Source organism: Streptacidiphilus sp. MAP5-3, from assembly GCF_041262505.1.
Classification (GTDB): Bacteria; Actinomycetota; Actinomycetes; order Streptomycetales; family Streptomycetaceae; genus Streptacidiphilus.
Window position 1 is genome coordinate 24,930 of record NZ_JBGCCL010000047.1, and the last position, 6,898, is coordinate 31,827.

At 70.9% G+C, this 6,898-nt stretch carries 5 protein-coding genes; 1 reads left to right on the top strand and 4 read right to left on the bottom strand.

All coding sequences use genetic code 11. The features are described 5' to 3' along the window. Nucleotides 1-41: 41 nt before the first annotated feature. Nucleotides 42-668 (bottom strand): ribosome hibernation-promoting factor, HPF/YfiA family, encoded by a 627-nt coding sequence (gene hpf, locus ABH928_RS35210; protein WP_370072813.1) that lies wholly within the window; start codon nucleotides 666-668, stop codon nucleotides 42-44. 409 nt (nucleotides 669-1,077) lie between these two features. Here hpf and ABH928_RS35215 point away from each other — a divergent pair, with 409 nt between their 5' ends. Beyond that, nucleotides 1,078-1,803 carry a ComF family protein gene (locus ABH928_RS35215; protein ID WP_370072809.1) on the top strand — a complete coding sequence of 242 codons (726 nt, stop codon included), beginning with the start codon at nucleotides 1,078-1,080 and terminating at the stop codon, nucleotides 1,801-1,803. 66 nt (nucleotides 1,804-1,869) lie between these two features. On the opposite strand, the gene ABH928_RS35220 is transcribed toward ABH928_RS35215, so the two are convergent. The 3 genes from ABH928_RS35220 to mtrA are packed head-to-tail and all read right to left on the bottom strand — an operon-like array spanning nucleotide 1,870 to nucleotide 6,674. Then, on the bottom strand, nucleotides 1,870-3,729 hold the full coding sequence (locus ABH928_RS35220; RefSeq protein ID WP_370072810.1) for an LpqB family beta-propeller domain-containing protein: 1,860 nt from the start codon (nucleotides 3,727-3,729) through the stop codon (nucleotides 1,870-1,872). A gap of 1 nt (nucleotide 3,730) precedes the next feature. Continuing rightward, nucleotides 3,731-5,995, bottom strand: a complete 2,265-nt coding sequence (gene mtrB / locus ABH928_RS35225) for an MtrAB system histidine kinase MtrB (RefSeq protein WP_370072811.1) — start codon at nucleotides 5,993-5,995, stop codon at nucleotides 3,731-3,733. Nucleotide 5,996: 1 nt separating this feature from the next. Next, on the bottom strand, nucleotides 5,997-6,674 hold the full coding sequence (gene mtrA, locus ABH928_RS35230) for an MtrAB system response regulator MtrA (RefSeq protein WP_037605443.1): 678 nt from the start codon (nucleotides 6,672-6,674) through the stop codon (nucleotides 5,997-5,999). Nucleotides 6,675-6,898 lie beyond the last annotated feature (224 nt).

Consider the following 6,898-nt stretch of genomic DNA (forward strand, 5'->3'; position numbering starts at 1 on the left):
GTCAGCTGCGTCAGCCGCAGGCAGACTACGTCCGCGGAGATCTACGCTCCGACCTTCAGGTGGATCACACCGTAGTCGTAGGCGTGGCGGCGGTAGACCACGCTCGGCTGCTTGGTCTCCGCGTCCACGAACAGGTAGAAGTCGTGGCCGACCAGCTCCATCTCGTACAGCGCCTGGTCGAGCGCCATCGGCTCGGCGGGGTGGGTCTTCTCGCGGACCACAAGTGGCCCGTCGCCCTCCACCTCCACCGATCCCTGCATCGTCTTCCTGAGCTCCGGGCTGAGCTCCTCGGCGGTAGCCTGCCCGGGAGTGTCCGACAGGGCGGCGGTCGCGGCCGCGACGCTCAGCGGCGCCCGCGGGCCCTTGCAGATCCGCCGCCGGTCGGCGGCCTTGCGCAGTTGCGCGTCCAGCTTGGCCGAGGCCAGGTCAAGAGCGGAGTACGGGTCGGAGGAGCTGGCCTCCGCCCGGATCACCGGGCCACGGCTGTGCAGCGTGATCTCCACCTGGTCGGAGTGCTCGGCCTGGCGCGGGTTGCGCTCCTTAGAGACCTCGACGTCGACGCTGATCACCTTGCCGTCGAGCTTGTTGATCCGCTCCAGCTTCTCGGCGACGTGCCTGCGGAACCGCTCCGGAACCTCGGTCTTGCGACCCTTGACGACGATGTCCACGCAGAACTCCGATCCTTCGCGCTTCATGCCCAGGGACCCGAAGGTCCGCCGGGCCCATCGAGAACGCAGCGCCGCCCGCTCGGAGTCGGGCGGTACCGCCCCTCAGTCCCCTTCATCCCCAATCGGAACGGTGGGAACCCCATGGAACAACGGTTCCCGGGGTTCCGCCCGTCCGACATCGAGGCGAAGGTCCCGACTGAGGAGCCATACGTCCTGACCTCCCAAACTCGCCGCGCTCACGGGGCTTGTACAGCCCCCGCGCGGCTCCTACCCCCGTTCGGATGAACATCACGTAAATGTCCCTCGTCAACGAGGTGCACGCGGCACTCTGAGGACTCCCTTCAACCTTCTCTCGGAGTCGCCGATGGAGCCATTCGTAGCGGCATTTCCGGCCACGGAATCAGTGGCCGTGTCGCCGTCGACGCCGGTGCCGAAGCCGCCGCTCCCGGTCCGGCTGCTCGACGCCACGCTCGATCTGCTGCTCCCCGCCGCCTGCGTCGGCTGCGGCGTCGCCCGCACGCAGCTGTGTCACGAGTGCCGGCGGCACCTGACCGCCGCCGAGCCACTCCGCGCGCGTCCTGCGCATCCGCCGCCGGGGCTGCCCGAGATCTACGCGGCGGTCCGCTACGGCGGCCCGGCCCGCCAGGTGCTGCTCGCGCACAAGGAGCGCGGAGCGCTGCGGCTGGCCACCCCACTGGGCCAGGCACTGGCCCTGGCCGCCCGCGCCGCGTTCCCTGCCACACCCAGCACGGAACGCCCGCTGCTGCTGGTCCCGATGCCGAGCACGACCCGCACCACGCGCGCCCGTGGCCACAATCCGACGGTGCGCGTCGCCCGCGCGGCGGCCTCAGCGCTGCGCGCCGCGGGCATCCCCACCCGGGTCGTTCCCGCGCTGCGTCACGGCCGGGCCGTGGCCGACCAGTCCGGCCTCGACGCGGCGGCACGACAACGAAACCTGCGCGGCGCACTCACCGTTCACGCCCACCGCACCACGCTCCGCGAGGGCCACGTCCTGGTGGTTGACGACCTCGTCACCACCGGCGCCAGCCTCTCGGAGGCGACCCGTGCCCTCGCCGAGGCGGGCGCGGACGTCCTCGCGGGCGCCGTCGTCGCAGCGACGCAGCTCCGCGACTGAGCTGATCCCACCCCGGAGCCGTGCAGCACCGCGGAAGGCCCTTGAAGGCCCGGCAGGAGCCGGGTGTCAGCCCGGGAAGCGAGGAGCGCTGCCCTTGTCCGTGCCGGAGGTGCCGTCACCGACGGGGGCCCAGCTGGCTGCGGCCAGCATCCGGAAGACCGACTCCGACGATGAGGCCACCAGTCGCGGCGTCGGCCCTGGGAAGGCCGTGATGTCGCCGATGCCGTTGAGCGCCGGGAGGATCCCCCCGTCCGTGCCCGAGGGCGAGCCGTCGATCTCGACCGAGATCGGCGTCAGGGTGCGCGTCGTCGACGGGAGGCCCAGGACGACCAGGCTGTCGCCGTCGGTCCACGCCATCGACGAGACCGAGCTGATCGACTGGGCGATCGTCCGCAGTCCGTCGATCGCGAGCTGCGGCGACGCCTCCGTGCCGAGCCGATGGACCCGCCCGATCACCACCGTGGTGTCCGAAGTGTTCGGGTCCTCGACCAGCAGGGCGATCCGGGCTCCGTCCGTGGCGACGCGGACCTGCTTGACGGTCCCCTGCAGGCCGGTCACGTTCACCGGGACCTCGTGGCCGTTCTCGACCGCCCGCAGCGACGGGTTGTTCGGGTCGGAGTCCACCGCCCACAGCGTGCCCGTGCCGTCCCAGCTCGGCGAGGAGAGCCCACCGGACGCGCTGGTCAGGACCGGCTCGGTCGGCGCCGTGGACGCGTGCAGCGAACTGACGTAGACCGCACCGCCGTTCTTTGTCACGGTCGCGACCGCACCGTCACTGCGCGGCGACACCGCGAAGCTGCCGATCCCGCCGCCGGCGGCGGACGCGGCGGCCGACAGCAGCGCACCCGACACCGGCTGCGGGTCCGCCGAGCCACCGGAACCGGAGGCCGACGGGGGAACGCTGACCAGATGACGGTCGGCGTTCAGGTAGTACACCGTGCCGGACGGGTCGAGCGGACTCATCGCCTGGTAGAGGTTGCCGCCGTCCGCGCTGCACTGCTCCGGGCCGTTGTGACCCTGGTAGAGCGCGACGGACTGCACCGCCACGGAGGGCTCACCCGAGGCGGAGACGTCGACCTCGCTCAGCGTGTCGTACAGCTGCGCGGCCATCGCCTGGCACGACACGTCGGCCCACTGCGCGCCCTGGCCCAGCGTGAGATACGCCTTGATCTGGGAGCCGCTGGTGTCCAGGTCGATGGAGGAACCCGGCGGGAACGCGTTGGCCACCACGGGCGACAGCCACTTGCTCGGCCCGGCCAGCAGTTGGCGGGCCGCGTACGTCATCGGGTCGATGTGGCTGCGGATGTAGACCGGATCGGCCACCAGCGGACTGCGGCCCCCGCTGGTGGTGCCGCCGTCGGCCGGGTAGTACAGGTTGACCGACTCGTATATCCCGGGGAAGTCCTGCTCGGTGAGCAGGATGCCCTGCGGCAGCGAGGTGATCCGCCACTGGCCCTGGGCGTTCTTCTGGAAGACGAAGTTCTCGCTGACCGTCTGCTGGTCGCCCGGAGCGTACGAGCCGTGCGCGTCCAGGGTCGCCATCCGACGGCCGGTGACCGAGACAGTGACCTGCTTGCCGTTGTCCGACGTCTGCGACGGCGAGCCGCGCTGGTCCAGCACCGTGAGCTGAGCCCCGGGTTCCCAGGACGTGCCCGGTGCCAGGTACTTACGGGCGTTGGTGTAGTCCGCCTCGTCGCTGGCGAGGTCGTCGAGGAACCCGGTGAGCAGCGCCGACGGCGACTCGTTGTCCTTCGGCGGCACGGCGATGAGCTGCACCGTCGAGTCCTGCGCGGTACCGGTCTGCTGGCCCCCGACGGAGGGGATCGGCCCGCTGGAGGGCATGGCGGCGCATCCGACGACCAGCAGCGCGCTGCCGGTCACCGCCACCATGCTCACCGTGCGACGACGGCTGTTCGCCTGGCCCATCTCACTTCTCTCCATCGTTGCCGCCGTTGCGGGACGGGGCTTCGCTGCCTGCCAAGCCGACCGGTGCGGCGTCCTCCGCCGGAGCTGCGGTCGCCGACTCGCACGCCTCCTTGGGCACGACCACCTGCGCTCCGCCGGAACCGAGCGCGAGCCCGGGGACCGTGCCCAGATCCGCCGGATTGCTCGCCGGTCCCTGCCGGGCCGGACCCGGCAGCGCGGGGATCACCGAACCGTACCCCAGCACCCCGCCGAGCCCCGGGCCGAGGCTCGGCTGCTGCCCGGACAGGTCCGTCTCGCCGACGCCACCCACGCCGCCCACACTTCCCGCACCCGCAGCGCGCACGTGCCCCGAGGCACGGCCGCCGGTGGCTCCTGCCGCCAGCACCGCCGTCGCCCCGGCCGGACGGGCCCGCCGGTAGGGACTGCCGGACACGTCGAGACCTCGGTTGCCCCGGGAGTCCCCCGGCTCCAGCGGGATCGGCGAGCGCGAGATCTCCGCCCCGGCGTTCCGCGGGATGGTCAGCCGGAACTGCGAGCCTCCGCCCGGCTCACCCCACGCGTGCAGCCAGCCGCCGTGCAGCGCGGCGTCCTCCAGCGCGATGGACAGACCCAGGCCCGTGCCGCCGGTGGTACGCGCCCGAGCCGGGTCGGCGCGCCAGAAGCGGTTGAAGACGCGGGCCGCCTCACCGGGCTTGAGCCCGATGCCCCGGTCACGCACGGCCACGGCCACAGCGCCGTCGCCGGCGGCGAGCCGGACGTCGATGTCCCGGCCCTCGCCGTGCTCCAGGGCGTTGACGACCAGGTTGCGCAGAATGCGCTCGATGCGCCGCGGATCCACCTCGGCAACGACGGGCTCGTCCCCGCCGACCACGTGGATGGTGCTGCCCTTCCGCTTGGCCAGCGGGTCGGCGCCCTCGATCACCCGGGCGACGACGTCGCGCAGGTCCGCCGGCTCCGAGTCGAGGATGGCCGCGCCCGCGTCGAAGCGGCTGATCTCCAGCAAGTCCGCGAGGAGCGACTCGAAACGGTCCAGCTGGTTCTGCAGCAGCTCGGCCGAGCGGGCAGCCGCCGGGTCGTCGAAGTCCTCGCGGGACTCGTAGAGCAGGTCCGCGGCCATCCGAACGGTCGTCAGCGGTGTCCGCAGCTCGTGCGAGACGTCGGAGACGAAGCGACGCTGCACCCGGGAGAGCTCCTCCAGCTGCCGGATCTGCGCCTGGAGCGCCCCCGCCATCCGATTGAACGATTCTCCAAGACGGGTGATGTCGTCGGTACCGGAGACCTTCATCCGCTCCTCGAGCCGCCCGGAGGCGAGCTGCTCGGAGATCTCGGCGGCCATCCGGATCGGCGTCACCACCTGGCGCACCACGAGCCAGGAGATGGCTCCCAACAGGATCACCACGAAGACCCCGGCGGTCGCCAGCGTCCCCGAGACCAGACTGAGTGTCTTGGTCTCCTGCGTGAACGGAAAGACGTAGTAGAGCTGGTACGAGCTGACGTCCGGAACGGCGATCTGCTCGCCCACCACCATCCCCGGCTCGCTCGGCGTGCCGTTGAGGTAGGTGACGGTGGAGAAGGAGCCCTCCGGGGTGCCGTTGGCCGCGGCGACCCGCGTCTGGAGCTCCGCCGGGATCGTCTGCGGATCCACGTGGCCGGTGTCGCGCACCGCCCGCAGTGCGGGGCTGGTGTCGCTCGCCACGGTGTCGCCGGGCAGCATGCCCAGTACGTAGTAGGAGCCCGCGCCACTGGCCGCCAGCGAGTGGACCTGCTCGGTCATCACGTCGCCGACGTCGACCGAGTAGGTCGGACCGCCGGCCGTCGCCGAGCCCGCAGCGGCCTTGTGCGTGTCGGTCCCGAGGCTGCTGGTCGCGGCCTTGGCCGCGGCGAAGCCACTGTCGGCCTGCGTCTGCGCGGACTGCAGCTTGGCCTGGAGCAGGCCGTTGCGAACCTGGTTCATCACCACGATGCCCAGCAAGGCGACGACGCCCACGGACAGCACCAGGGTGGTCGCCACGACACGCAGCTGGATGGAGCGACGGTACAGACCCACAGCACGCCGGAAAGGGCTGCGCAGGCGTCGGCCGACCAGGACGAGCAGCGCACGAGTGCTGCCGTCCGTGGCGGCCCGACCGCTCCTGCTTCTCCGACCGTCCGTGCTCTTCCGGCCGTCCGCGGTGTCCCGGCTGTCCGCAGCGTTCCGGCTCTCGTCGGTGCCGGTCGACTGCCCGCCGTCCTGGTCGGGCAGGACGGCGGGCGTCTGACCAGTCATCTCAGTTCGGTCCCGCCTTGTAGCCGACACCGCGCACGGTCACCACGATCTCGGGACGCTCAGGGTCCCGCTCGATCTTCGACCGGAGTCGCTGCACATGGACGTTGACGAGGCGGGTGTCCGCGGCATGGCGGTAGCCCCAGACCTGCTCCAGCAGCACCTCACGGGTGAAGACCTGCCACGGCTTGCGCGCCAGCGCGACCAGCAGGTCGAACTCCAGCGGCGTGAGCGGGATGCTGCGGCCGTCACGCTTGACCGAGTGGCCGGCCACATCGATGACCAGGTCACCGATGGCCAGCTGCTCCGGGCTCGGCTCCTCGGCACGACGCAGACGCGCGCGCACGCGGGCGACGAGCTCCTTCGGCTTGAACGGCTTGGTCATGTAGTCGTCCGCACCGGACTCCAGACCCACGACCACGTCGACGGTGTCCGTCTTCGCGGTCAACATCACGATCGGTACGCCGGACTCGGCACGGATCTGCCGGCAGACGTCGATCCCGTCCCTGCCCGGCAGCATCAGGTCCAAGAGTACGAGGTCGGGTTTGACCTCACGGAAAACGGCCAGGGCCTTGTCACCATCGGCAACGAAGCTCGGCTCGAATCCCTCCCCCCGCAGCACGATGCCAAGCATCTCGGCCAGAGCAGTGTCGTCATCGACGATCAGGACGCGTCCCTTCATAGTCTCCATGCTCTCATCTCTGAAACGTGACCTGGGGCACAGTCGGCGAGACTTCCGCCACTCGTTCGAGCAACGAGCGGGTGACGGGCCTGACAACGAGTGTGACAGGTGGGACAGGTGACACTAGTGAAACGCAGTGAAGCCCCCTGACACATGGTCAGGGGGCTTCACTGGAAAGATTGTTCGGCGGCGTCCTACTCTCCCACAGGGTCCCCCCTGCAGTA

Coding starts and splice junctions, on each gene's coding strand:
- ABH928_RS35220 (WP_370072810.1), bottom strand. CDS start 3,729: ATGGGCCAGGCGAACAGCCGTCGTCGCACGGTGAGCATGGTGGCGGTG.
- mtrA (WP_037605443.1), bottom strand. CDS start 6,674: ATGAAGGGACGCGTCCTGATCGTCGATGACGACACTGCTCTGGCCGAG.
- mtrB (WP_370072811.1), bottom strand. CDS start 5,995: ATGACTGGTCAGACGCCCGCCGTCCTGCCCGACCAGGACGGCGGGCAG.